Raw genomic sequence first — 23,372 nt, 5'->3', positions numbered from 1 at the left:
GCTATTCCATGCGTCCGCAGATGGCGAGTGCGGCAAGCGCGTAAATCTGCGCGCTTCGGGCGAGGTCCTCGGGTGTGGGCAACACGCGCGGAATGCCGCACGTGACCGCGGGAATCCGGTGCATGTTGAAGACATTGTGGTCGCGCCACATGCTCGAATAGATCGGGTCCGCCCGCGCCAGGGGCTGCCCGCGGACCATCTCGGTCGCGCAGCCAAGCGCGCCGACGAGTGGCGCGACGGCCTCGTCGTCGGCCCGATACCCGTGGCGCACAACGAGGGGACTGATCTCGAACTCGCCGAGATGCAGGGAGCGCAGCAAGCGCTCCAATTCCCGCTGCACTGGCGCGACGGTTTGCCTGGCGGTCAGTCCGACTTCCAGATAGAGCGCGCATACCTCGCTTCCGCTTCCGAACGTATGCGGTACGCCGGCTCGAATCGAATCGATCTGGACCTTGGGAACCGATAGGCCGCCCTCCGTTTCATACCGGTTGCGCACTTCGTAGTCCGCCGTCCATGCGTGCAAGGCTTCGATCAGCTTGCCGGTTCGATAGATGGGGTTCGGATGCGACGCGCAATCCGGGTTGTACGTCAGCGCGGGCGTGAACGCGCTCTCGCCCAGCAAGCGGATACGGAACAACACATAGCCGCAACCCTGCCACGTGATGCCGTAGTCGGTCCCTTCAGCGGCAATCGCATAGTCGGCCGCAACGCCGCCATGATGGAACAGGTAATGCGCGCCGATATCCTTGCCGAGGTAGTCGATACCCTGATATTCCTCGATCGGCTCGGGACCGATCTCACCGGGACAGGCAGTCAGGTAAAGCCTGCCGGACAGTTCGATGCCGGCCTTGCGCAGTGCCTTGGCGGCAATGAGAAAGCAGCTCATCGGCCCGCGGTCGTTCGTGATGGGGTAACCGTGCAGGCGATTGTCCTGCAGCCAGCACTGCGTCCATTCCTTGCGTTGAACGGTTTCCTGACGGTACTTGTAGCCGTCGAGCGCGGCCGAGCCCGCCGGGCTTTCGGTATCCAGATGCGCGGTAAACAGCAGATTGGGCGCATCGCCGCGACCGCCATACTCGCCGACGATGTTCGGACGCGCGGGCGTGGCCCCGACGGCGCGAGGCTTGAGCCCTTCCCGTTGCATCCAGTCGAATACATAGCCCGCCGCCGCGGCCTCCTCGCCGGAACGGCTCGGAATATTGCCGAGTTCGAGCGCCAGTTCGGTCAGTTCAACGGGATCGATGGCGTCCTCGATGCGCGCTTTGTCCTCGGCGGAAATCGGGTGCAACGTTGAAGCGGGCCGCTTGATCATTTTCGAGGTCACACTACGATCCTTTCGTGACGCGGCCGTTCCACATACCGACGATATCGTCCGTATCGAGAACGACCGCAAAGTTCTCCGCCAGCACCTCGAGGGTGTTGTGGTGGAAGTCATCGCGGTAAGCGCCGCAGGCGTCGCCCGCGACAACCACCAGCCAGTCTCGCTGAAACGCATCCCGCACCGTCGAGTCGACGCAACATTCCGTGGTCAACCCGCATATCACCAGCGTGTCGATGCCTTGGGCTCGAAGCCGGCTGTCGAGATCGGTCCCGACAAACGCGCTATAGCGCTGCTTCCATACAATCTGGTCGCCCGCCTCCGGCACGACCTGGTAGAAGGCTTCGCCACCGGAGCCGTCGCGGCATACGGCATAAGCACAAGCGGGATCGACGTTGCGATAGCGCATCCATTTGATCCAGGCTGGCGAATCGGTCGCGGGGTCCGTTTTCAGGCCCGCGAAGATCACCGGGATGCCTGCCTGGCGCGCAAGCGTGGCCAGGCGGCCGGCGTTTTCAATGGCCGGCGCGACGTCCGCGACCGGCACGCCCATCTGCGCGAGCGCACCTTCCGGCGAGCCGAAATCAACCTGGATATCGATGATGCAGAGCGCCACACCGCCTGGCGCCAGCCATTCGTTCATGGAAGGAGCGGTCATGAGAACTCGGCGCGCAAATGCGGAAGAATGTCCTGACCAAAGCGCGTCAGCCCAGTGACGTAATCGGGGAAAATCAACATCACGCCATCCAGTTCGCAATCCCGCAGCAATGCGGATAACTGTGCGTGGCAAGCGGCCGGATCGCCGATCGTCGTATGGGTCATGAATGCATTGCTCGCCCGCTCGACCATTGCGTTGTTCTTGCCGCTGACATCCACGCCGAAGCTGCGCATCATGCCCGTCACGGCCTCGACATCGAGACCCTCCCGATACTGTTGGGCGAGCGCCTCCGCCCGCGCATTCGTGTCCGCGCAAATCACCGTGGACATGCAGTACGTCTTGATCGTGGTGCCGAACTCCTCGGCCAGCGCCTTGGCACGCCGGCTGATAGCGCCGGTCTCGGCGTCGTCCTTGCCACCGATAAAGCAGGCATCGGTGTTGCGAACGCTGAACCGGAGTCCTCGTTCGGACTGTCCGGCACATACCAGGAAAGGACGCGGATTCGCGATGGGCTTGGGCTCCGAGATGCAATCCTTGATGGTGAAGAACTGCCCCTCGTAATCGACGCGTTGATCAGACCATAGCGATTTGATGATGTCGGTCCATTCAGCCGTCATCGCATAGCGCTGGTCGTGATCGAGCGAGGCGTCCCAAACGCCCATCTGCTCGAATTCCTCCTTGAACGAGCCCGAGACGATATTGAGTCCGGCTCGCCCTCCGCTGATCTGGTCGAGCGTCGTGATCATCTTCGCGACAACCGCGGGATTGTGCAGGCCGGCATGCATCGTGGCGATAATGCGCGCGCGACGCGTTGCCTCTGCAATCCCCGCCATCATCGTGACCGATTCGAGCGAGACGTCCCAGTGTTGCGTGGCGCCGCCGAAACCTCGCCATTTCGCCATCGACATAATGAAATCCAGACCGATCTCGTCGGCGAGGATGGCGGCCTCGCGATTTTGCCGGTACGAGGCATCCAGCACCGGCGTGCTGCGCGAAATGATCCATCCGCCTTTCGCGATTGGCAGAAAAACGCCGAACTCTTTAGAACATGTCATTAGGCACCTATGATCCACAACTAATAAAACAGCTTCTTCGCTTTACCGACAAACAGCGCCTCAAATACCGGAAGAGGCTTTACGGCTGAATAGCTGCCCCTTCACGGGCGGTCGCATGAGCGTGACCGCGAACGCGATAATTAACGGAATGATCGCGACCAGCAAAAACGCGCCGGTGAAGCTTCCGAGTTCATCTTTCACGCGGCCGGCAACCAACGGACCAAAACAGGCGAGTGTCGAAATAAGATTCGCCACGGAGAAAATCTCCAGGTACGGAAGCCGTCCGTAATAGTTGGACAGAAGAACGCTCGTGGCGAGAAAGGTCATGCCATAGCCCGCGCCGATTCCGATCGAGAAGACGATCAGCATCGGCAATGAAGTCGCCGCGCTGAGCGCGAGTGTGCCGATGACCATCAACAACAGGCTCGCAATCAGCATCTTCTTCGGTTCGATCTTTTCGCCGAACAGGCCCGCGATAAAACGGGAGAAAGAATTGATCAGCGCCTCGGCGCTCAGCAGCGCGGCCGCGGTCTGCGCGCTGAATCCGTGATCCGTGATATGCGCGACGGCAAAGCTATTGGTGGTAATGCCGACCAGCAGGAACGTGGTGTAGGCGGCAGCGATCGCGTAAAACTGCCACGTGCCCATTGCCTCACGCGCCGTCCATGCCTGCTCGGTGTGATAAACCGAGCTGTTCTCTTCCTGACGATGCGCGTTGCCCAACTGTTCGGCGTGCTCGCGCTCCCGGACACCCGAAGGCAGCAATACGGTCGCGAGGAGCCCGAGTACCACCAGGAAGAAGCCGGACAACGCCCAATGCATGCGCCAGTTCCCCAGCACATTCACGGCCAGAACCACGAGCCACGGACCCACGACGCCGCCGAGTCCGCCGACCGTGAAATAGAAGCCAAACGCGAACGCCTGATTCTTGTACATCCGGCCGATAACGTAAGTCCCCGGCACGGTGGCGACGAAGCTGAAGCCGACGCCCAGCAGAATCGCGCCGGCGAAATACAGTGCGAGGCCGTGACAATGCGCGAGAAGCGCGAAAGCCGCGGCGAGGATGACGGTGCCGGCCAGAAACGTCGGCCGCACGCCAACTCGGCGGATGAAGATGGCCGGCAGATAACTCGACAGGCCGCAGGCCAAACCCAGTAACGTGAACCCCAGTCCGGCGCTAGACCAGCTCCATTGCATTTCCTTGATCATGTCCGGCAGTACCACGCCCAACGACGTGAAGGTGGCCGCTGTGATCATGAAATAGATCGCGCTCAATAGCGCAAGTATGGCCCACTGATAACCTCTGCTATAGCTATTCATGCAATGCCTCGCAAGCTGATATTTAATTAAGACCGTTCCGAATCATTCGGGCTTCAATTGAAGCTGTATCTGATCAGCGCGCCATAGCTGAATTGATCGGTGGGGAAGTACTCCGTGCTCTGGATCTTGTACTTGTTCCTGATCGGATTCAGAACGATACCCAGCCACAAATGCCCGCCGGGCTGGCCCAATTCCTTGCCGAGGTCGTAGTGGAGTTCCGGTTTGAAATCGGTCGTCTCGGCCTGGCCGTGCAAACCGAAGGTATGGTCGAAAGTCCCGACAATCCGGAAATCGCCCAGTTTCGTCGAAAACGGGAAACCATAATCTATGTGAAGTCGCCGGTCATTCCAGCCCAGGCCGGGATTTCTTTCCCAGTAATAGATCGTGCGCAGCCAGCCGATCCAAGGAGCCTGCCAATCGATGCCGATGCCGGGAAAGTAGTTATAGCCCTGGTGCTCTGTCTTGGAGATCCATTGGGCAAACGTAATATCCTTGAACGGTCCCAGAGAGATATCCTTGCCCAACAGCTTGCCCAGGCTCAATCTCGGAACGAGCTTGTAATAGTAGGTCGTGGCGCCGCCGGCATAGTCGTTCTGCAGCGAGGTTTCGAAAATAGAATAGGTGTAGAGATCACCAAAGCGATAGTCACCGAACGATTCAAAAATCGGCGAGAAGGTGGTTTTAGGATCGACCTTGTTGCCCCCCTGCAGATAGCCGCTCACGTCGAACGACTGGTAATTCACAAATCCCCCGGAATACGCAAACACAGACTGAGACGAGCCGATCGCCGCGAGAAGCAGACATGCGGTTGCAATAGTTTTAAACATGATAATTAGATCCGTGAAATTCGGATTTATAAGAGATCTTTTCTCAATGATTTGATTAAAGCGAATCCGTGAGAAACATCTGACAAGAACCGCCGGCCCGTTAGTTATTAGTGGTTATGCTCAACACGGCGCAAATGTACCGAGACATAAAAAACCACGCTTGCAAAAATCCGCATAAGGACTTGGACTGGTCACCCGGACCGGTGCCACGCGAGGCGCCTTTTTTTACTTTTTTGGTGGCGCAATCGGTGGCGCGGTCGGTGGCGCGATCGGTTACGTGCAGGCGGGCTGCGCCGGGCGATTTCAGCGCCGCTGTGTGGGCGCCTGCGCGGCTCTGTTCGAATTGGCGTCCGTCAGACGCGTGAAGACAGGCGCGGGCGCGATCATCCAGCCTCGCGCCCGTGTTCCATTGCAACGCCTAACCCTTGACCGCCCCCGCAGTCAATCCGGTGATGATCTGGCGCGCGGCGACGAGCGTGAAAATGAGCGGGGGAATCGCAATCAGGCTTCCAAGCGCCATGATCTTTCCCCAATCGACGCCTATGTCCGTGATGTAAAGCGACGTTGCAACGGGCAACGTGCGCGTTCCGCGGTCGGTCAGCACGAGTGCAAGGATGAATTCATTCCACGCGATGCGGAAAGTAAAAATGGCGGCGGCGGCAAGGCCTGGCCGGATCAGCGGGAGAAATACCTTGTAGAAGATCCCAATCGGCCCGCAACCATCGAGCGCGGCGGCTTCCTCCAGTTCAATCGGAATCTGAATGACGAAACCGTACAGCAGCCAGATAGTGAACGGCAGGTTCACCGCCACATACAACAGGATCAGACCTGAAAGGCTGTTCACCATGTTCCACCGGCTCCAGATCATGAACACCGGCAGTGCCAGTACCGCTAGCGGCACCGTGCGCAGCATCAGCGTCGCGTAGGCAACGGCGGTACGCCCCGGAAAACGGAAACGCGCCAGTCCATAAGCCGCCATGCAGCCGAGCAGAAGCGTAAGCGCCGTCGACACGACACCCACGATCAGGCTGTTTCCGAGGTAACGGGCGAAATTGTCCTCGCCGAGCACCGCGCGGTAGTTCTCCAGCGTCGGCGTGAACAACAGATTCAAAGGCTCGCCGAATATCTGCGTCTGGTTGCGCAGCGACGTGACGAAGATGAGTGCGATCGGCGCCACGCACAGACAGGCCAGGATCACCAGCGCGGTGTAGTGCAGGCCGATGAGCAACGGAGAGCGGCGCATTACATCTTCTCCTGTTTCAGTGGATTCGAAAAACGCAGCGCCACGCACGACAGGAGTGCGACGACCGCCAGCAACAGCACGGAAATCGCCGCGGCGGAGCCCAGGTTCTGGCTCACGAACGCGGCCTTGTAGATGTGCAGGGAAAGGATTTCCGTCGCATCACCCGGCCCGCCGAAGGTGAGAATGTAGATGACCTCGAGCACGCGAAATGCGTCGATCACGCGCATCAACAGCGTGATCGCGATCACGTGAGCGACCATCGGCAGCTTGACCCGCCAGGTCATTTGCCACCACGTGGCGCCGTCGATGCGCGACGCTTCGAGTACCGATCCATCGACACTGGCGAGGGCCGCAAGCATCATGATCAATACGAATGGCGTCCATTGCCAGATATCCGACACGACGATTGCAATGAAGGAAAGGCTGGGATCGGCCAGCCACGCGTGAGGCGCCATGCCGACGTGCTGCAGGATCGCATTGACGAAGCCAAACTGCGCGTCGAACAGATATCGCCACGTCAGGCCCACGGCAATCGGCGCAATCATCATGGGAAGAATGAACATGCTGCGGAAGAACGCCATTGCGCGCGCAGGCGCTTCGAGCAACAGCGCCAATGCGATGCCGAGGCTCATTTCGGCGGTGACGCAAACAAACGCGAACAGCAGCGTGACCCGCAACGAACTCCAGACGGCAGGGTCCGCAAAGGCTGTCCTGAAGTGACGAAGTCCGACCCAGTGGGCGTCGGCCCACGGCGTTCCCATCGACCAGTCGAAGAAACCTAGCTGAATGCCGGAGATCAAGGGATATAGACAGGCGGCGGCCATGACGGCCGCCGCCGGGCCCACGTAAACCAACGGGACCCAGGAGGGCGTTCTCATGAAAGGAAATTCCGGTGACAGCGGCGCCGGTGATCGCATCCGATCGAAGGCTGCCTCTTGTATGGGATATCTACGTGCTCAGGCCTTGTAGCCGGCGCTTCGCATGATCTCCAGTACTTTGGGGATCTCGCCGTTCAATGCCGCAGCCGGTGACGAAGCGCCAATCAGCGCGTTCGAAATGCCCACGCCGAGAGCCTGATCGACAATGGCGTCCCAAACGGGAATCATTGGCCGCCAGTCCGGATCGATGTATTTGATCTGTTCCCGCAATACGGCAAATTCGGGAAACTGCCGGGTCATCGCGGGGTCGGCTATCGTCGAGACCCGGCTGGGGCTACCGCCCGCACGGCAAACGGCTTTGTCCTGTTCTTTCGATGTGAGCCATTGAAGAAGAAGGAATGCCGCCTCGGCGTTTTTCGAATTTCGCGGGATCGCAAGGCCAAGCCCGCCTGCTTCGCTCGAATAACGGCTGCCTTTGGGGTGAACCGCATACCCCACCTTGTCGCTGATTCTGGAGCGCGTCTTGTCCCGCACCGGACCGAAAATAGCGGTCGCGTCGAGGTACATCGCCGCCTGCCCTTCCAGGAAAGCGGTCATCATTTCCCCCTGACCGTAGCTCGGAATGCCCACCGGTCCTGTTTGCACGACATCCTGCAGAAACCTCAACGCCTTCACGCCGTTATCGTCGTTGAAGACCGGCGAAAAAACGCCGGACTTATAGTCAAACACTTTTCCGCCCAGCGGATTGAGGTGCAGCAGCCATGCTTGCAGACATTGGTGTCCAGCCTGTCCGCGCGAGGTCAATGCGCCGATCCGCGCCTTGTCCTTGATGACGTAAAGCAGTTTGTGAAGCTCGTCGTAGGTTTGCGGCACCTTCAGATCATATTGGCTGAAAACGTCACGCCGATAAGCCAGGATGGACGTCTCCGCGCCATAGGGGACGCCGTATAACCTGGCGCCAGGGCCGGACAGATATCCCTTCTCCCCGCCCACGAGTCCGATGTTCTCCACATAGGCCGGCACCATGTCCGCCATGTCGTAACCTGCGTCCGACAACTGTGGGTTCTTGAAGAACGGCGCAAGCTCGCGCAGCAGGTTCTTGTTGACGTACTCGGTTTTCCACGTGGCAATGTAGCTGATCAGATCGTAATCGCCTTGAGGCTTCGACATTTCCAGCAACTGCTTGTCGCGCATGCGCAGCATCTGCATCTTGTCCAGTTCGACCTTGATGCCGGTCAGCGCGGTGAATTGAGGCAACAGCCTGATCATCGCCTCGTAGTGCGGATGCGACGGAATGCTCAGAACGAGCGACGTTCCCTTGTACTTCGCGAACCGATCCTGCGCGTGACTGCTGGAGATCGGAAGCCCTGCCGCGAACACCGAAAGTCCCGCGAGTTTTACGAATTCCCTGCGTTGCACGATTGTCTCCTGAATGGTGCTGGATGCGTTGCCGTCAATGTCCCAGGCGTTGCGTGGTGGCCGTGTCGAATAGATGCAGTGCCTGCGGATCGAAACCGATGCCGACGGTCTGGTGCGCGAGCGCGTGACAATCGCCGGGGGCGACCACGGTGAGCCGCACGCGCGGATCGGTCGCGAGACGGCCAACCAGCACGCTTTCCGTGCCGAGGTACTCGACGACGTCGACGATCAGTCTCAACGAATGCGCGCCACCCGTGAGTTGCAGCGCTTGTGGCCGCAACCCGAGCGTGATGTCGCGCCCCGCTTCCAATGCGGTTTGCAGCCGCGCGGCGGGTACCTGAAACTGGAACCCCGTCCCGGCCAGCGTGAGCGCACCGTCATGAACTTCCACGCGCGCGGGAATCAGATTCATCGTCGGCGTGCCGATAAAGCTCGCCACGAACAGATTGGCCGGCTTTGAAAAGACTTCGGCGGGTGTGCCGATCTGCTGAATCCTTCCCTTGTCGAAGATGACGATGCGTGAAGCGAGCGTCATCGCTTCGACCTGGTCGTGCGTCACGTAGACCGTCGTTTTTCCGAGGCGCTCATGCAACAGCGCGAGTTCCGCGCGCATATGGCCGCGCAACTTGGCGTCGAGATTCGAGAGCGGCTCATCGAAGAGAAATACTTCCGGCTCGCGCACGATGGCCCGACCGATCGCCACACGCTGTCGCTGGCCGCCCGATAGCTCCCTGGGCTTGCGTGACAGCAGCTTTTCGATATTCAGTGTTTTGGCAGCGGCATTGACCAGGGTTTCGATGTCCGAATCGGACCGCCCCGCAAGGCGCAATGCAAACGACAGGTTTTGCGCGACGTCCATGTGCGGGTACAACGCATAGTTCTGAAACACCATGGCAATGTCGCGCTTCGCTGGTGCAACCCGCGTCACATCACGGCCAGCAATGTGGATCTGGCCTTCGGTCACCGACTCGAGACCCGCGATCATGCGCAATGTGGTGGATTTCCCGCAGCCGGATTCGCCCAGCAGCACGACGAACTCGCCTGCGTCGATCCGCAGATCCAGATGCTCGACCACCGTTGTCGCACCAAAGCGCTTGACGACCTGGCGCAGTTCAAGTCCTGACATGAAGTCTCCATACGTTGATGTTGTTGGGTTCAGTCGTGTCGCGGCGTGCGCCAGCGGCGCTCCCATGACCGCGCCGAATAGCGGCGTATGCCCCATCCGATCGATCGGCGCCTGTTTCCCGGATGAACCTCGTCGGGTCCCCAGATCGCCTGGTAGGTATCGATGCATCGGCCTTGCCGCTGCCAGCGAACCGCAAGCGCGCCGAGCAGGCAGAACCATGACGCGAGCACGACCGCCATCCAGCGCGGCGCGTCCGCCGCATACAGACCTGTCGCCACCGCGAAGAGCGCAGCCAGAATCGCGCTCGTGCCGAGTATCTTGTGAATGAGTTCGAACGCGACGCGGCGCGGCGTCATGTCGTAGTGATCGCCTCGAAAGGAATCGCCGGAACGCTGGTTTCCGCGACGCGGATCGTTGGGGCCACCCTTGGTTCCGCGCACTATCCCGCCGGCAATCTGCAGCCAGCCCGCCGCACCGATGCACCATCCCAACGTTCCATGCGCCCTCGCCAGCAACGAAGCGCCGGGTGCGTTGCGCCATGCGAGGACAAGGCCAGCGCTCATCAGCAGCACGCCTGCCCACTGCAGCGTCTGGTGCGCGCGCCACCATGTCTTGTTGTCGAGATCGGCGGGCCACGACTGATGTGGCAGGACTTTGAAATATCGCGCCGCGAGGACACCGGCAGGCAGCAACACCGCCCAACTAAGCACCATCAGTCGTCCATGCCAGGCGAGCCAGGTCGCGACGTGATGTTCGCCGGCGCCTGATAGCGGCATGAGAAGCCAGGTAAAGACACTGTGCATGCTATGCCCTGTAGGCGGGTGCGATGGGTGCGAACGGATTCGCCGTCACCTGCGGCCCTTGCGCGGTTCGCAGACGTCGTAGCGAGACCGTTCCTTCAAACAGACGGCGCCGACACCGGTTCAATTCCGCAAAGACGCATTCTTGTTCTTGGTTCACGCTCGACGTTCTTCTCTTTATCGTCGCGGCGTGGTCTCGATTGGGTGCAGATTATGGGCACCCACTCGATTGCCAACTATTGAAAGTTATGAATAGGGTGATTGCCGGCGGTTATACGAAGGAAAATGAGAGGTGAAGCGTGTGCAGTTGTAATAAAGCTGAAGCGGTGCGCCGCCTGTTTTCAGTCATTGGAAGCGAACGCGCGCTCGTCGAACCTCACGCCAGATCGCGCCGCATGAACACGCGTTTCGATTCGTCGAGTCCGCGCGCGATATGCGCTTCGCGCCGCGCGATCAGCGCCGCGTCGAGTTCGGCTGACTCGATGTCGCGAAAGCGGAGCCGCCGATAGTACGGCGCATTCCACGGCACCTCGCGATACGTCGACAGCGTGAGTTGCATCGCCCCTCGCGCACGCGCGAGTTGCGCGACCTGCTCGATCAGCGCCGCGCCGATGCGCCGCCCGGCATGCGTGGTGAGCACGTCCAGCTCCTGCACGTAGAAGCGCGCGGGCTGCGGCTCGAACATCACGAATCCGACGCGTGTTTCATCGGCCTCCACGGCGACGATGATTTCGCGCGCGGCGATCTTGCGCTCGACGAGTTCCAGCGGCATGGGCGGCGCATCGGCAATACCCGTCATGCCGACGCTGACGAAACGCAGACCCGCCTCGAATTCGATCGCACGGATCACGGCCGCATCGTGCGGCTCGGCAAAACGGAAAGTGACGGCGTGGGCGCATTGCATGAGCGTTTCCTACGTTCGTTTATTCAGGGGCATGCCGCGATATTGACATTGGCCGCGCGAAATAAACAAGCGCCCAACGCCGCCACGGCACTAAACTCCTGAGCATCGGTATTTCCCTTTCGAGCCACGATGGACCTGACGCATCTTCTGCAGATCGCCCTGCACTTCGACCAGCACCTGAGCGGCCTGACCGCCGAATACGGCGCCGTCGTTTACGCGATGCTGTTTCTCGTCGTATTCGTGGAGATCGGTTTTCTGCCGCTCTTTTTCCTGCCTGGCGATCCGCTGATTTTCATCTGCGGCGCGCTCGCCGCCACCGGCGCGCTGAACGTCTGGTTCGTGGTTCCGGTGCTGTTCGCCGCCACGGTGGCCGGCAGCATCGTCGACTATGCAATCGGCCGCGCGATCGGCGAAAAGGTCTATACCGCCGACTATCGCTGGCTCGACAAGAATGCGCTGCGCAAGGCGCACGCGTTTTACGAAGCGCGCGGCGGCCTGACGTTTCTGCTGTCGCCGTTCATCGCCGTGGTGCGAACCTTCGCGCCGTTCGTCGCCGGCGTTTCACGCATGACGTTCGCGCGTTTCGTGTCGTTCGTCAGCGCCGGAGCGGCGCTGTGGATCGTCTCGCTGGTCGCGGCGGGTTATCTGTTCGGCAACGTGCCGCTGGTGCGCGATCACATGAGTTCGATCGTGCTGCTGGGCGTCTCGCTCGGCGTCGGTTCGTTGCTCGTCAGCGCCGTGTGGCGCTTCGTCAACCGGCGCATGCGCACTCGCTAATTCGCGCGGCCATGACAGCGTTATCCGCCTTGCGGGCTTTCGCGCCGGCGCTGAGCGTCGCGGCCGGCACACCCGTCCCCGCATCGCCGCGCGGGTCGCGCGCGTGCTGACCAACGCCACGCCGCGATAAGCCGGGCCGCGCCGTGTCATCGGCGCATGACCGGCTCACCTCTGCTTACACCCAGCCTTCGATCTTCAGGCCGCTCGCGCGCTCGGCTTCCTCGCGCGACACGCTGCGCACCGTTTGGCCGAAGCTCCAGATGTGCCCTTCAGGATCGCGGGCGGCGTAGACGCGGTCGCCGTAAAACTGATCGGCCGGCTCACGCGTGATGATCGCGCCCGCGGCGCGCGCCTTCGCGCAATGTTCGTCGATGCCCTCGCGCAATTGCACGTGTACCGACTGCGTGTTCTTGCCGCCGATCGAAGCGGGACTGGCCGAGTCGTCGGACCATTCGCCGGCGATCATCACGTAGCTGTCGCCAAAGCGCATCTCCGAATGGGCCAATCGGCCGTCGCTATCCGTGATGACCATCCGGCGCTCGAAGCCGAATGCTTTTTCGAGCCAGTCCAGCGCGGCGAACGGGTCCCGGTAGTACACCGCCGAACCCAGCGACGGACGATGAAGCGAATCGCTCATGCTTGTCTCCTTTGTAAGCCTTCACGTCGATATTTAACACCGCGGTTAAGCGGATCGACAAGGCGGAATGATGTCGCCGCGGCGGCCCGGTTCGGTCCGACCGTTCATCCGCGTATCCACGCAGCCAGGAAGCTGTTTGTCGGCACGACGTTTGCGTAATGAAAGCAACGCGGCATGCCGGCGCTCGGCGCGCGGTGCCGCGGCAGCCTATCGTTCGCATCGGGAGCGCGACATGGACGCATCAGCGGCTTCTGCATTACCCGCGCCACCGCCGGTCCCTATCGTGCTGGTGTACAGCCAGGGCCGCAAAGCGGCGGGCGGCGGTCACGAAATCGACACCCAATGGGAGCTTGCCCGGCAGATCGCCGAACTGAAAGGCGCGCAACTTGCTGGCAACGTCGATGACGCGTGCATCGCTTCGGCGGACCGCTACCTGGTCCCCGACGACACGTTGACGGTGGATGAAGCGCGCAAGCTGGGCGTCGCGTCGGAACGCGATCTGTACGGCGGCGTGGTGCCGTATCCGTTCGTCGCGACGAAGCTGATCGCGCACGAATTGCCGCCGGGCGCGCGGCATGCGCCGCACGGCTGGTCGCGTGAATTCAGCGAGCAGGTTCGCGGACTCGTGCTGCCGGGCTACGCGGCGTTCTCGCGGGACGACGCGCTCGACGCCGCCGCGTCGCTGTGGCCCGGCGGGCGGGTGCGCATCAAGCGGCCTTACGGCATCGGCGGCGCGGGGCAAGCGCTCGTGGAAACCGGCGAGCAGCTCGCCGCCGAACTCGACGACATCGGCGACGCCGCGTTGCAGGCCGAGGGCGTCGTCGTCGAACGGCATCTGGAGAACATCGAGACGCTGAGTGTCGGCCGCATCACGCTCGACGGCCTGGCCGCGAGCTATCACGGCGTGCAGAGACTGACGGTCAACAACCACGGCCATCATGTGTACGGCGGCTCGGACCTCGTCGTCGTGCGCGGCGATTTCGACGCGCTCGCGCGTCTCGACATGGCGGACGATGTTCGAGAGGCCATTGCCCGGGCGCGCGCGTTCGATGCCTGCGTGCAAAAGTACTACGCCGGCTTCTACGCGTCGCGGCGCAACTATGACGTGGGCTGGGGCGCCGACGCGAACGGCACGCACTATTGCGGCGTGCTCGAACAGTCGTGGCGGCTGGGCGGCGCGAGCGGCGCGGAAATCGGCGCGCTGCGCGTGCTCCAGGCGGACCGCAACGCGCACACGGTGCGGGCGTCGACGTGGGAGATCTACGGCGCGCACGCCGAGGTGCCCGCCGGCGCGTGCCTGATCTATCACGGCACCGATCCGCAGGCGGGCGAAATCACGAAGTTTTATACGGTAGACGGGAGTAGCGAAACATGACGGCGGACAGATACCGCGTGCAAATACCCATCGAAACCGGTCATCTCGACGCGACCATCCTCGCGCCGAAGACGACCGTGCCAGGCGTGCTCTTCGTGCATGGCTGGGGCGGCAATCAGGACCAGTATCTGGAACGCGCGCGGCAGGCCGCTGCGCTCGGCTGCGTGTGCCTCACGTTCGACCTGACCGGGCACGCGCGCACACGCAGCGAGCAGGAGACGGTCACGCGCGAAACCAACCTCAACGATCTGCTGGCCGCCTACGACACGTTGGCGAAGCATCCGCTCATCGACCGCAATTCGATCGCGGTGATCGGCAGCAGTTACGGCGGCTACCTCGCGAGCATTCTTACCTCGCTGCGGCCGGTGCGCTGGCTCGGCATGCGCGTGCCCGCCCTGTATCTCGACGAAGGCTGGAACATTCCGAAGCGCGCGCTGCACGTCAAGCATGACATCGTCGCTTATAGAAAGCGCATCGTGGCCTCCGGCGAGAATCGCGCGTTGCGCGCCGCGGCGGCATTCAAGGGCGACGTGCTGCTGGTCGAGTCGGAGCGCGATCAGTTCGTGCCGCACACGGTAATCGCCAGCTATCTACAGGCGTTCCTGAGCGCGCATTCGTTGACCTACCGGATCATCGACGGCGCGGATCATGGACTGAGCGACGAAGGCAGTCAGCGTGCGTACACGGCGCTCGTCGTGACGTGGCTCGGCGAGATGATCGGCGGCTTGCGAGCGGGCAGCCGGGGCGAAGCAGCGAACCCGCCGATTCGGTGAGGCGGCTCGGGCGGCATCGGCTTGCCGCGCGGCGAGCCGCTGGCCGCTGGTTCGGTACAGCGCTATGGGCCACTCCAGGCCGCCATGAGTCCGCTATACGCCGCCTTACTTCGCCACCGGCATCGTGAATTCGGCGCCCTTCGCGATGCTGTCCGGCCAGCGCTGCATGATGCTCTTGTAGCGCGTGTAGAAGCGGATGCCTTCTTCGCCGTAAGCGTGGTGGTCGCCGAACAGCGAGCGCTTCCAGCCGCCGAACGAGTGCCAGGCCATCGGCACCGGAATCGGCACGTTGATGCCGACCATGCCCACCTGGATCTGCCGGCCGAACGCACGCGCCACGCCGCCGTCGGACGTGAAAAGCGACACGCCGTTGCCGAACTCGTGCGCGTTGATCAACTCCACCGCGCTCGCGAAATCGGGCACCCGCACCACCGCCAGCACCGGGCCGAAAATCTCTTCCTTGTAGATCTTCATGTGCGTGCCGACCTGGTCGAACAGCGTGCCGCCGATGAAGAAGCCCTCTTCGCTCGCCACCGGATGCGCGCGGCCGTCGACGATCAGCTTCGCCCCTTCCGCCACGCCCGAGGCGATATAGCCGGCCACCTTGGCCTTATGTTCGGCGGTCACCAACGGCCCCATCTCGGCGTCGAGATGTTCGCCGTTCTTTATCACCAGCGATTCGACGCGCGGCACCAGCTTCTCGATCAACCGATCGGCGACGTTGCCGACCGCCACCGCCACCGAGATCGCCATGCAGCGCTCGCCCGCCGAACCGTAGGCCGCGCCGATCAACGCATCGACGGCTTGATCGAGATCGGCGTCCGGCATCACCACCAGATGATTCTTCGCGCCGCCGAGCGCCTGCACGCGCTTGCCACGCTTCGACGCTTCCGTATGAATATATTCGGCGATCGGCGTCGAGCCGACGAACGACAGCGCGGCGACGTCGGGATGATCGATCAGCGCATCGACGGCCACCTTGTCGCCGTTCACGACGTTGAACACGCCGTCCGGCAAGCCGGCTTCCTTGAGCAATTCGGCGAGGCGCAGCGACGCGGACGGATCGCGCTCCGACGGCTTCAGCACGAAGGTATTGCCGCAGGCGAGCGCGACCGGGAACATCCACATCGGCACCATCACCGGGAAATTGAACGGCGTGATGCCCGCGACCACGCCGAGCGGCTGACGCAGATTCCAGTTGTCGATGCCGCCGCCGATCTGGTCGGTGAAGTCGGTCTTGAGCAGATTCGGAATGCCGCACGCGAACTCGACCACTTCGATGCCGCGCACCACTTCGCCTTGCGCGTCCGTGAACACCTTGCCGTGTTCGCGCGTGATCAGCATCGCCAGTTCGTCGTGATGCTGATTGAGCAATTCCTTGAACCTGAACAGAATGCGGGCGCGCTTGAGCGGCGCGGTTTCGCTCCAGGCCGGAAAAGCCGCCCTGGCGGCCTTGACCGCCGCGTCCACTTCCTCGACCGACGCGAGCGCGACCGAACCGCTCACCTGGCCGGTGGCGGGATTGAACACGTCCTTGAAGCGGCCGCTCGCCGGTGCGGCGGGCGCGCCGCCGATGTAGTGGCCCAACTGCTGCACAGTCAGCTTCGCTTGTTCGTTCGCTACATTCATTTCCTTACCTCGTTCGGGATCGACGCGTCAGCACCGCGCCGTAAGCAGGAAGATCGGGCCGCGCCGCACGGCGCGGTATGCAAGGCCGCGCGCTCGCCGGCAGGCTCCGTCAAGACCCGCCAACTGTATCGACGGTGCCGGTCATATTCCCGATACAGCGCAATAAAACCGCGCCTCGCTGTATTGTTTTTCGCCTGACAACTGTATTGGTCGGTGAACCTGGTGCGGCCCGCCTACTCCCCGTAAGTCCTGGCTTGCAAAGTTTCGCTTTAAGGACGCCAATGAAGTCGCCTTGAAAGCTGCTCGAAAACAGTTCCGTTCAGGAGGCAATGATGGAAACGAACGCATCGGCAGACGGCCGCGAGCATCGCTCGCAGACCCGCAAAGCCACCGCCAGCGGCTGGATCGGCTCGGCGCTCGAGTACTACGATTTCTTCATCTACGCGCAAGCGGCCGCTCTCATCTTTCCGCAGTTGTTCTTTCCGTCGGGCAATCCAAAGATCGCGATCGTCGCGTCGCTCGCCACCTATGGCGTCGGCTACGTCGCGCGGCCGATCGGCGCGTTCGTGCTCGGGCACTGGGGCGACACCCACGGCCGCAAGAACGTGCTGCTGCTTTGCATGTTCATGATGGGGTTTTCGACCATGGCGGTCGGCCTGCTGCCCACCTATCAGCAGGCCGGCCTGCTGGCGCCCGCGATGCTGGTGGTGCTTCGTCTGATCCAGGGCTTTGCCGTCGCGGGCGAAATCTCCGGCGCGAGTTCGATGATTCTCGAACACGCGCCGTTCGGACGACGCGGCTATTACGCCAGCTTCACGCTGCAGGGCGTGCAGGCCGGCCAGATTCTCGCCGCGGCCGTGTTCCTGCCGCTCGCCTATTACATGGAGGAAAGCTCGTTCAATTCGTGGGGCTGGCGCGTGCCGTTCCTGCTGAGCGCGCTGGTGCTGGTTGCCGGCTACATCATTCGCCGCGAGGTGCAGGAAACGCCGGTCTTCAGGAAAGAAGACGCCACCGGCGCCGTGCCCAAGTCGCCGATCGCGGAGGCCTTCCGCTACAACCTGCCGGATATGCTGCGGGTGGTCGGCTGCTCGCTGATGAACGTGATTCCCGTGGTCGCCACCATTTTCGGCGCGGCGTATGCGGTGCAGGCGTCGTACGGCATCGGCTTTTCGAAGAGCGTGTATCTGTGGATTCCGGTGATCGGCAACATCGTCGCGGTGCTGGTGATTCCGTTCGTGGGCAATCTGTCGGACCGGATCGGCCGGCGCTTGCCGATCATCGTCGGGGCGCTCGGCGCCGGACTGCTCTCGTTCGCTTACCTGTACGCGATCAGCATTCGCAACGTGCCGCTGGCGATCGTGATATCGATCCTCATGTGGGGCGTCATTTACCAGGGTTACAACGCCACGTTTCCGAGCTTCTATCCCGAACTGTTCCCGAGCCGTTCACGCGTCTCCGCGATGGCGATCGGCCAGAACATCGGCACGACCATCACCGCGCTGCTGCCGGCGTTGTTCGCTTACGTCGCGCCGCCCGGATCGCACAACATTCCGCTGACCGTCGGCGCGATTACCTTCGGCATCACCATTCTCGCGGCGGCGACGGCATGGAGCGCGCGGGAAAATTATCGCGTCAGGCTGAGCGACCTGGGCGAACCCAACGCGGTGCCGATCGACAAGGAAAGCTATGAACTGCAGCGCGCCCAGACCATCGCCGAAGCGAAGAAAGCGGTTGCCTGACGGCAGCGGGCGGCGATGCATCGCGATGACCGTCGATGCGTTCGCCGCCTTCGCAGTGTTCGCGGCAAGCAGCTAGCGCCATTGCTCGGTCAGTTCGTTGGCGAGCACCATCTTCTCGCGGATCAGTTCGGCAAAGGGCGTGTCCGCGCCGCCGTGCGTCTTGAGGAATTTCAGCGCGGCGGAGTGCACGGCGCGCATCGAGCGACCGTCGATGCCGGCCATGCGCGGCGCGCTGCGTTTGGTCTCCTCGACCAGATCGCGGGCGCTCGCGAAGTCCGGCGACAAGCCCGTGTGCGCGTCGAATTCGGCGCGCAAAGCAGCCGCGTAGTCGCGCGACTGCCCAAGCCGGTCGACGTCGATCAGCAGATCGACACCCTCGCCCATGCGCAGCGCGCAGAGAATCCATAGCGCAATGAAAGCCCGATACGCGTTGTTGCCTTCGGCCGTGCGGGCATATTGCTCGCATGCCATCGCGTAGGCGTCCTCCGATGAGGGCGCAACCGGCGGCAAGCTCACGCCGCAAACCGCGATAGCCTGCCTGACCAACGGCTCCGACTGGTTCAAGCCCAGCACGCGAAACGGCGCGGCCACGAAGAACGGATTGCTCCACTGCTGGTTGAGCAGCCACCCCGAAGCGAACTGCGACGCGGGATTTCGCAACACGCTCACATGGAGCGCCTCGGGAAACGCGCGCTTGAGCCACGGCAAGCGGCCCGATGAACGGCAAAACTTCAAGACCGGCGCCTTGCCCTGCTCGACGGAGCGCTCACACAGACTACGCAAATAGCCTTGCAACGCGGGAAATTCCGCGTCCGGCTCGCGGGCGAAACGATCGGTGCCGAAGCGTTTTCTGTATCCGGCGACACCGCGCGCGCCCTCTTGCAGATACGGGCGGTACTCGTCGAAATACGGCGCGGCGAGCGGCGGATGCCCCGAGGTCAGCGTGGGACGAACAGCGGAAACATCGGCGAAACTCAGGTCGGCGAGCACATTGCTCAACGGTTCGTAGAAGCCGGTCACCGTCTCGAGCGCGCGCAGACGCGACCAGATCCACGTGCCGGCGCTGCGCCAGCCGGTATGCAGAAATACGCCCTGTTTCAGGGCACTTTCGCTTGCGGTGTCATCCTGGCGTTGTGATGGATCATTCGACATACGGGTCACCTTTTTGCGCGACCGAGAGGCCGCGCAACGGTCGATTTGGAAACGGCATGGGACTTCTCTTCACGTTGAAGCAACGACTGCCCGCCTCGATGCAGAAGCCCACACTCTAGCGGTTCAGGCTGTCGACTGCGTTACAAAAACCATCACTTTACCTTGCACCGACGCACCGCATTCCTCGACGCGAGCGAGGTGACATACGGTGGACTGGAACCGCGCACCCAAACGCTTTAAGCTCCCAGACTCACGAACTCAAACGCCGCTGACATGAACGATTCGGCTGATATCCGTTTCCTGCTGACGATCCGCGAAAGCGGCAGCCTGATCGCCGCGGCGAGAAAACTGGGGCTGTCGCCCTCGGCGGTGACCCAGCGCCTTCAGCAACTCGAAAAGAAGCTGGGCGCGCAACTCGTGAATCGTACGGCACGCCGCTTGCAGTTCACGGAAGAAGGCGCGCTGCTATGCGAGCGCGGCGCCGAACTCGTCCAGCAGTTCGATTCATTGTTCGAAGACGTGCAGACGCGCCGTGGCGGCCTGGTCGGCACGTTGAAAATCAATGGCCCGCTGGGCTTCGGACGGCGCCACCTCGCACCGGCCATTGCCGACTTCCAGCAGCAGAACCCGGATATCGACGTGGCGCTCACGCTGTCCGATCAGCCTTTGACGGACACCATGGATCGCTTCGACATCGTCGTGCATATCGGCGAGTTGCCGGCCTCCAACCGCGTCGGTTACGCGATTGCCCCGAATGCGCGATTCGTCTGCGCGGCGCCGGCGCTCGTCAAGCGCCTTGGCGCGCCGGAATCGCCGGATGAATTGAGCAAGCTGCCCTGCATCGTGCTGCGCGAGAACAACGAGGACGTCTCGCTGTGGCAATTCAGCAAGGGCAGAACGCGCCGCAGCGTGCGCGTGTCCGCGCATTTGAGTTGCAACGACGGCGACGTGATCCGCCAGTGGGCGTGCGAAGGCCGCGGCGTGATTCTGCGCTCGGAATGGGATGTCGCCGACGACATCGCGCGGGGCCGGCTGGTGCGCTTGTTGCCCGGATGGAAGGCGCCGGATGCCAACGTCATGGCGCTCACGCATCAACGGGCGGGGCTGCCGGCGCGTACCCGTCACTTCATGCAGTATTTACAGGCCAGATTCAGACCGCTGCCGCCGTGGCGGCGATGATATTTTCATGGCGCACCTAGCATGCAAATTGCTCTATTCAGTTCGATTGAATCTATGAATCAGGCTGGCTGAACGCTGCATCGGCGGTGAAACCCTATAATCGAAGCACCGTCCACCGCCGGTCCAGATCATGACTTCCGCCGCCGTCCCCGCTGCCTATCCCAAGGCTGTCCTGTTCGACCTGCTGACCGCCCTGCTCGATTCATGGTCGTCATGGAATCGCGCCGCGGGTTCCGAGCAGGCGGGTCGTGCGTGGCGCGCCGCGTATTTGCGCCTGACCTATGGCTGCGGCCGCTACATTGCGTATGAACAATTGGTGCGCAACGCGGCCGAAAAAGTCGGCCTGCCGGAATCCGCCGCGTTCACGCTCGAAGCGGACTGGCTGGAACTCGCGCCGTGGCCCCGCGCCCTGGAAACACTGCAGGCGCTCAAGCCGCATTGCAAACTGGCGGTCGTCACCAACTGCTCCGCGCGCCTCGGCAAGCAGGCGGCCGATCTCTTGCCGATCGGCTGGGACGCAATCGTTACCGCCGAAGAAGCCGGCGTGTACAAACCGAACCCGTTGCCATACCGGCTCGCGCTCGAAAAACTCGGCGTGCAAGCCCACGAAGCCGCGTTCGTGGCCGGCTCCAGCTACGACATGTTCGGCACCGCCGCTGTCGGCTTGCGGACGTATTGGCATAACCACGTCGGTCTGCCGCTCGTGACGGGCGCGCAGTCGCCGGAAATCGAGTCGCCGACGCTCGACTCGCTGGTGCCGTGGCTCAGCCGCTTCGGCGCGCTCTAAAACCCTTCCGTTCTCCGCGAAAGCATGAAACTCGACCACATCGATACCCCAGCCGCGCTAATCGACATCGCCCGCATGCAGAAGAACATTGCGCGGATGCAGGGGCGCATGAACGCCTTGGGCGTCGCGTTCCGTCCGCATGTGAAAACCACCAAATGTATCGACGTGGTGCGCGCGCAGATCGCCGCCGGCGCGCGCGGCATCACGGTCTCGACATTGAAGGAAGCGGAGGCGTTCTTCGCCGCGGGCGTGGACGACATTCTCTACGCGGTCAGCATCGTCCCCGCAAAGTTGCCGCGAGCGTTGGCGCTGCGCCGCCAGGGCTGCGACCTCAAGCTGGTGATGGACAACCCCACGGCAGCGGCGGCCGTCGCCGCGTTCGGCGACCAGCACGGCGAAACCTTCGAGGTGTGGATCGAGGTGGACACCGACGGGCACCGCTCGGGCATCACGCCGGAACAGGACACGTTGCTCGAGGTCGGCCGGATTCTGCATGACAACGGCGCAAAGGTGGGCGGCGTGATGACTCACGCGGGCTCCAGCTACGAACTGCATACGCCGCAGGCGCTCGCCGCGCTCGCGGAGCAGGAACGCGCCGGCTGCGTGCGCGCGGCGCAACGCTTGCGCGATGCGGGCATTCCGTGCCCGGCCGTCAGTGTCGGCTCGACGCCCACCGCGCTCGCGGTCGGGCAACTGGAAGGCGTCACCGAAGTGCGGGCGGGCGTGTACGTGTTCTTCGATCTGGTCATGCACAACGTGGGCGTGTGCGCGCTCGAAGACATCGCGCTCAGCGTGCTCGCCACCGTGATCGGCCACCAGGCGGATAAAGGCTGGGCGATTCTCGACGCGGGCTGGATGGCGATGAGCCGCGATCGCGGCACGTCGAGGCAATCGCACGATTTCGGCTACGGTCAGCCCTGTTTGCTGAATGGCACGCCGCTTGCCGGTTACGTGGTGAGCGGCGCCAATCAGGAGCATGGGATTCTTTCATTAACGTCATCATCGGCGCGGGGTGACGAAGGCGGCCATGCCGACGACATCGCGCAACGCTTTCCCATCGGCATGAAACTGCGCATTCTGCCGAATCACGCCTGCGCCACCGGCGCGCAATTTCCCGAGTATCACGCCGTTTCGCCGGAAGGCAACAGCGTGGAATGGCGGCGCTTTCAGGGCTGGTGAGCGGCCCCGCCGCCAGGGAACACGCGCTTCTTCAATCCTCTGCCTCCAGGCCGGCCAGCAGATCGTCGACCGCGCGGTACACGCGCTCGACGACCTCCGGCCCGACCTTGCGCTCCAGCGCGCGATAGTGCGCTTCGAGATCCTTCGAAATCACGCGCACCAGGTCCACGCTCGTATCGGTGAGCGACACCAGCACCCGGCGCTGGTCTTCCGCGAAACGCTCCTTCGTGACCAGATCCATGCTCTCCATGCGCGCGAGCACGCCGGCCATGCTCGGGCTCGAAATCGTGCAGATGTCGGAAATATGGCGCGGCTCCATCGGGCCGTGTTCGTTGAGCGCGCGAATCACGCGCCATTGCTGCTCGGTGAGTCCGTGCGCGGTAATCAATGGACGGAACTGCTCCATCATTTTTTCCCGGGCGCGCAACAGCAGCATCGGCAGATTGCGGTGCAAAACTCGTTTGGAGGCGTGAGCGGACATATCGGAAGATAAGTAAAAGGCAACCGTCGAAGCGCAAGGGAAAACCCGCGATCAGCCGACAGACTATTGACCGTGGATGATATCAAGCGCAATACTACTAGCATGTTAGTAGTTTA

Annotated in this window: 22 protein-coding genes; 7 read left to right on the top strand and 15 right to left on the bottom strand. The window is 62.4% G+C overall.

Annotated elements, in window-relative coordinates; genetic code table 11:
• Position 1: 1 nt before the first annotated feature.
• The 11 genes from CUJ90_RS27830 to CUJ90_RS27780 form a co-directional block, all read right to left on the bottom strand.
• Positions 2-1,324 (bottom strand): zinc-binding metallopeptidase family protein, encoded by a 1,323-nt coding sequence (locus CUJ90_RS27830; RefSeq protein WP_200799503.1) that lies wholly within the window; start codon positions 1,322-1,324, stop codon positions 2-4.
• Between the two features lies 1 nt (position 1,325).
• The gene (locus tag CUJ90_RS27825; protein WP_073427401.1) at positions 1,326-1,976 is read right to left on the bottom strand and encodes a cysteine hydrolase family protein; all 651 of its coding nucleotides are present in this window, start codon (positions 1,974-1,976) and stop codon (positions 1,326-1,328) included.
• A complete protein-coding gene (locus tag CUJ90_RS27820) occupies positions 1,973-3,031 on the bottom strand; it encodes an LLM class flavin-dependent oxidoreductase (RefSeq protein WP_114164298.1) in 1,059 nt (352 codons plus the stop codon). The genes CUJ90_RS27825 and CUJ90_RS27820 overlap by 4 nt, the downstream gene beginning before the upstream one ends.
• 60 nt (positions 3,032-3,091) lie before the next feature.
• Positions 3,092-4,351 carry an MFS transporter gene (locus CUJ90_RS27815; RefSeq protein ID WP_114164297.1) on the bottom strand — a complete coding sequence of 420 codons (1,260 nt, stop codon included), beginning with the start codon at positions 4,349-4,351 and terminating at the stop codon, positions 3,092-3,094.
• A gap of 53 nt (positions 4,352-4,404) precedes the next feature.
• On the bottom strand, positions 4,405-5,178 hold the full coding sequence (locus CUJ90_RS27810) for an outer membrane protein OmpK (RefSeq protein WP_073427398.1): 774 nt from the start codon (positions 5,176-5,178) through the stop codon (positions 4,405-4,407).
• Between the two features lie 418 nt (positions 5,179-5,596).
• Positions 5,597-6,469 (bottom strand): carbohydrate ABC transporter permease, encoded by an 873-nt coding sequence (locus CUJ90_RS27805; protein ID WP_244220049.1) that lies wholly within the window; start codon positions 6,467-6,469, stop codon positions 5,597-5,599.
• A complete protein-coding gene (locus CUJ90_RS27800; protein WP_114164295.1) occupies positions 6,421-7,299 on the bottom strand; it encodes a carbohydrate ABC transporter permease in 879 nt (292 codons plus the stop codon). The genes CUJ90_RS27805 and CUJ90_RS27800 overlap by 49 nt, the downstream gene beginning before the upstream one ends.
• A 78-nt stretch (positions 7,300-7,377) precedes the next feature.
• Positions 7,378-8,679 (bottom strand): ABC transporter substrate-binding protein, encoded by a 1,302-nt coding sequence (locus CUJ90_RS27795; RefSeq protein ID WP_244220048.1) that lies wholly within the window; start codon positions 8,677-8,679, stop codon positions 7,378-7,380.
• A gap of 73 nt (positions 8,680-8,752) precedes the next feature.
• Positions 8,753-9,844: an ABC transporter ATP-binding protein gene (locus CUJ90_RS27790; RefSeq protein WP_114164293.1), complete on the bottom strand. Its 1,092-nt coding sequence runs from the start codon at positions 9,842-9,844 to the stop codon at positions 8,753-8,755.
• Between the two features lie 29 nt (positions 9,845-9,873).
• Complete coding sequence (locus CUJ90_RS27785) at positions 9,874-10,620, bottom strand: cytochrome b561 domain-containing protein (RefSeq protein ID WP_244220047.1); 747 nt, start codon at positions 10,618-10,620, stop codon at positions 9,874-9,876.
• A 400-nt stretch (positions 10,621-11,020) separates the two neighbouring features.
• Positions 11,021-11,548 carry a GNAT family N-acetyltransferase gene (locus CUJ90_RS27780; protein WP_114164292.1) on the bottom strand — a complete coding sequence of 176 codons (528 nt, stop codon included), beginning with the start codon at positions 11,546-11,548 and terminating at the stop codon, positions 11,021-11,023.
• Positions 11,549-11,677: 129 nt separating this feature from the next.
• On the opposite strand from CUJ90_RS27780, the gene CUJ90_RS27775 reads away from it, so the two are divergent.
• Positions 11,678-12,325 carry a VTT domain-containing protein gene (locus CUJ90_RS27775; RefSeq protein ID WP_114164291.1) on the top strand — a complete coding sequence of 216 codons (648 nt, stop codon included), beginning with the start codon at positions 11,678-11,680 and terminating at the stop codon, positions 12,323-12,325.
• A 175-nt stretch (positions 12,326-12,500) separates the two neighbouring features.
• Here the strand turns inward: CUJ90_RS27775 and CUJ90_RS27770 are convergent, their stop codons facing one another.
• Positions 12,501-12,962, bottom strand: coding sequence for a VOC family protein (locus CUJ90_RS27770; protein WP_114164290.1), 462 nt, complete (start codon positions 12,960-12,962; stop codon positions 12,501-12,503).
• Between the two features lie 232 nt (positions 12,963-13,194).
• On the opposite strand from CUJ90_RS27770, the gene CUJ90_RS27765 reads away from it, so the two are divergent.
• Positions 13,195-14,337 carry a DUF3182 family protein gene (locus CUJ90_RS27765; protein WP_114164713.1) on the top strand — a complete coding sequence of 381 codons (1,143 nt, stop codon included), beginning with the start codon at positions 13,195-13,197 and terminating at the stop codon, positions 14,335-14,337.
• Positions 14,334-15,110, top strand: a complete 777-nt coding sequence (locus CUJ90_RS27760) for an alpha/beta hydrolase family protein (RefSeq protein ID WP_073427390.1) — start codon at positions 14,334-14,336, stop codon at positions 15,108-15,110. Before CUJ90_RS27765 ends, CUJ90_RS27760 begins: the two co-directional genes overlap by 4 nt.
• 105 nt (positions 15,111-15,215) lie before the next feature.
• On the opposite strand, the gene CUJ90_RS27755 is transcribed toward CUJ90_RS27760, so the two are convergent.
• Positions 15,216-16,739 carry a CoA-acylating methylmalonate-semialdehyde dehydrogenase gene (locus CUJ90_RS27755; RefSeq protein ID WP_114164289.1) on the bottom strand — a complete coding sequence of 508 codons (1,524 nt, stop codon included), beginning with the start codon at positions 16,737-16,739 and terminating at the stop codon, positions 15,216-15,218.
• 332 nt (positions 16,740-17,071) lie between these two features.
• Between CUJ90_RS27755 and CUJ90_RS27750 the strand changes: the two genes are divergently transcribed.
• Entirely contained in the window at positions 17,072-18,478 is a 1,407-nt protein-coding gene (locus CUJ90_RS27750) for an MFS transporter (RefSeq protein WP_073427388.1), read from the top strand.
• A gap of 72 nt (positions 18,479-18,550) precedes the next feature.
• Here CUJ90_RS27750 and CUJ90_RS27745 read toward each other — a convergent pair whose 3' ends face one another.
• A complete protein-coding gene (locus CUJ90_RS27745) occupies positions 18,551-19,630 on the bottom strand; it encodes a hypothetical protein (RefSeq protein WP_114164288.1) in 1,080 nt (359 codons plus the stop codon).
• 273 nt (positions 19,631-19,903) lie between these two features.
• On the opposite strand from CUJ90_RS27745, the gene CUJ90_RS27740 reads away from it, so the two are divergent.
• From CUJ90_RS27740 to CUJ90_RS27730, 3 genes are all read left to right on the top strand, one after another.
• Positions 19,904-20,809, top strand: a complete 906-nt coding sequence (locus tag CUJ90_RS27740; RefSeq protein WP_073427386.1) for a LysR family transcriptional regulator — start codon at positions 19,904-19,906, stop codon at positions 20,807-20,809.
• Between the two features lie 130 nt (positions 20,810-20,939).
• Positions 20,940-21,596 (top strand): HAD family hydrolase, encoded by a 657-nt coding sequence (locus tag CUJ90_RS27735; protein WP_083081095.1) that lies wholly within the window; start codon positions 20,940-20,942, stop codon positions 21,594-21,596.
• A gap of 24 nt (positions 21,597-21,620) precedes the next feature.
• Positions 21,621-22,775: a DSD1 family PLP-dependent enzyme gene (locus CUJ90_RS27730; RefSeq protein ID WP_114164287.1), complete on the top strand. Its 1,155-nt coding sequence runs from the start codon at positions 21,621-21,623 to the stop codon at positions 22,773-22,775.
• Between the two features lie 31 nt (positions 22,776-22,806).
• Here the strand turns inward: CUJ90_RS27730 and hpaR are convergent, their stop codons facing one another.
• A complete protein-coding gene (gene hpaR, locus CUJ90_RS27725; RefSeq protein WP_083082924.1) occupies positions 22,807-23,211 on the bottom strand; it encodes a homoprotocatechuate degradation operon regulator HpaR in 405 nt (134 codons plus the stop codon).
• Between the last annotated feature and the right edge of the window lie 161 nt (positions 23,212-23,372).

Source organism: Paraburkholderia terricola (assembly GCF_003330825.1).
Lineage (GTDB): Bacteria > Pseudomonadota > Gammaproteobacteria > Burkholderiales > Burkholderiaceae > Paraburkholderia > Paraburkholderia terricola.
Note: the sequence above shows the minus strand (reverse complement) of the source record. Positions and strands in the feature narration are given on the sequence as shown.

Bases quoted from the DNA above. Each gene is read 5' to 3' on its own strand.
- CUJ90_RS27825 (WP_073427401.1), bottom strand. From the start codon at position 1,976: ATGACCGCTCCTTCCATGAACGAATGGCTGGCGCCAGGCGGTGTGGCG.
- CUJ90_RS27820 (WP_114164298.1), bottom strand. From the start codon at position 3,031: ATGACATGTTCTAAAGAGTTCGGCGTTTTTCTGCCAATCGCGAAAGGC.
- CUJ90_RS27815 (WP_114164297.1), bottom strand. From the start codon at position 4,351: ATGAATAGCTATAGCAGAGGTTATCAGTGGGCCATACTTGCGCTATTG.
- CUJ90_RS27810 (WP_073427398.1), bottom strand. From the start codon at position 5,178: ATGTTTAAAACTATTGCAACCGCATGTCTGCTTCTCGCGGCGATCGGC.
- CUJ90_RS27800 (WP_114164295.1), bottom strand. From the start codon at position 7,299: ATGAGAACGCCCTCCTGGGTCCCGTTGGTTTACGTGGGCCCGGCGGCG.
- CUJ90_RS27790 (WP_114164293.1), bottom strand. From the start codon at position 9,844: ATGTCAGGACTTGAACTGCGCCAGGTCGTCAAGCGCTTTGGTGCGACA.
- CUJ90_RS27785 (WP_244220047.1), bottom strand. From the start codon at position 10,620: ATGCCGCTATCAGGCGCCGGCGAACATCACGTCGCGACCTGGCTCGCC.
- CUJ90_RS27780 (WP_114164292.1), bottom strand. From the start codon at position 11,548: ATGCAATGCGCCCACGCCGTCACTTTCCGTTTTGCCGAGCCGCACGAT.
- CUJ90_RS27775 (WP_114164291.1), top strand. From the start codon at position 11,678: ATGGACCTGACGCATCTTCTGCAGATCGCCCTGCACTTCGACCAGCAC.
- CUJ90_RS27770 (WP_114164290.1), bottom strand. From the start codon at position 12,962: ATGAGCGATTCGCTTCATCGTCCGTCGCTGGGTTCGGCGGTGTACTAC.
- CUJ90_RS27765 (WP_114164713.1), top strand. From the start codon at position 13,195: ATGGACGCATCAGCGGCTTCTGCATTACCCGCGCCACCGCCGGTCCCT.
- CUJ90_RS27760 (WP_073427390.1), top strand. From the start codon at position 14,334: ATGACGGCGGACAGATACCGCGTGCAAATACCCATCGAAACCGGTCAT.
- CUJ90_RS27755 (WP_114164289.1), bottom strand. From the start codon at position 16,739: ATGAATGTAGCGAACGAACAAGCGAAGCTGACTGTGCAGCAGTTGGGC.
- CUJ90_RS27750 (WP_073427388.1), top strand. From the start codon at position 17,072: ATGGAAACGAACGCATCGGCAGACGGCCGCGAGCATCGCTCGCAGACC.
- CUJ90_RS27745 (WP_114164288.1), bottom strand. From the start codon at position 19,630: ATGTCGAATGATCCATCACAACGCCAGGATGACACCGCAAGCGAAAGT.
- CUJ90_RS27740 (WP_073427386.1), top strand. From the start codon at position 19,904: ATGAACGATTCGGCTGATATCCGTTTCCTGCTGACGATCCGCGAAAGC.
- CUJ90_RS27735 (WP_083081095.1), top strand. From the start codon at position 20,940: ATGACTTCCGCCGCCGTCCCCGCTGCCTATCCCAAGGCTGTCCTGTTC.
- CUJ90_RS27730 (WP_114164287.1), top strand. From the start codon at position 21,621: ATGAAACTCGACCACATCGATACCCCAGCCGCGCTAATCGACATCGCC.
- hpaR (WP_083082924.1), bottom strand. From the start codon at position 23,211: ATGCTGCTGTTGCGCGCCCGGGAAAAAATGATGGAGCAGTTCCGTCCA.